Origin of the sequence: Methylobacterium crusticola, assembly GCF_003574465.1 — a bacterium.
Taxonomy (GTDB): Bacteria; Pseudomonadota; Alphaproteobacteria; order Rhizobiales; family Beijerinckiaceae; genus Methylobacterium; species Methylobacterium crusticola.
The window spans coordinates 1-758 of sequence record NZ_QOWC01000498.1 but is presented as its reverse complement, the minus strand read 5'-3'; the positions used below and the strand labels follow the sequence as shown (position 1 = coordinate 758).

Here is a 758-nt window from a genome sequence, read left to right as displayed (position 1 = left end):
CGGGCGGATCCGCGCCCGCCGCGCCGCCGGCCCGAGCTCCCTTGGAACCCGTCTCCCGGTCGCGGCGGAGCGCCGGGCCCCTGTCCCCAACCCGCCGAGGACGCGTATCATGACATCCGTGCTGCGGATCGGCGCCCTCGCGTCAGCGGGCGCCCTGGTGCTCCTCGTCCTCTGCGCGCAGGCGGCCGAGCCTGACCCGGCGGGGGAGCATCCGGCGGGGGGCCTGGCGTCCCCTGAGGCCTTCGACACGATCGCCGACGCCCAAGGCCGCTCGGCGGCTTTGTTCTCCGAACTCGGCAAGGTCCTGACCCATCCGCGCTGCGTCAACTGCCACCCGGCCGGCGACCGGCCGCGCCAGGGCGACCTCGGCCGGCCGCACCAGCCGCCGGTGGCCCGCGGCGAGACCGGGCACGGCACCGCGTCCATGCGCTGCGGGAGCTGCCACCAGCGCGCGAACTTCGACCCCGGCCGCATGCCCGGCCACCCGGAATGGCACCTGGCGCCGCGGGAGATGGCGTGGGAGGGCAGGAGCCTCGCGGCGATCTGCGCCCAGATCAAGGACCCGGCGCGCAACGGCGGGCGCGCACCGGAGGATCTCGTCCGCCACATCGGGCAGGACACCCTGGTGGGCTGGGCCTGGGCGCCCGGCGCCGGCCGCTCGCCCGCCCCCGGCACGCAGGCGCAGGCGGGTGCGCTCGTCGCGGCGTGGCTCGCGAGCGGTGCGGCCTGCCCGGCCGAGTGAGCGCCCCCGCCCGCCG

1 protein-coding gene is annotated in these 758 nt (G+C 78.2%); it reads left to right on the top strand.

Annotation, left to right across the window (positions count from 1 at the left end):
- Nucleotides 1–109 precede the first annotated feature (109 nt).
- Complete coding sequence (locus tag DT057_RS35100) at nucleotides 110–742, top strand: Isoquinoline 1-oxidoreductase subunit (RefSeq protein WP_128566581.1); 633 nt, start codon at nucleotides 110–112, stop codon at nucleotides 740–742.
- Nucleotides 743–758 lie beyond the last annotated feature (16 nt).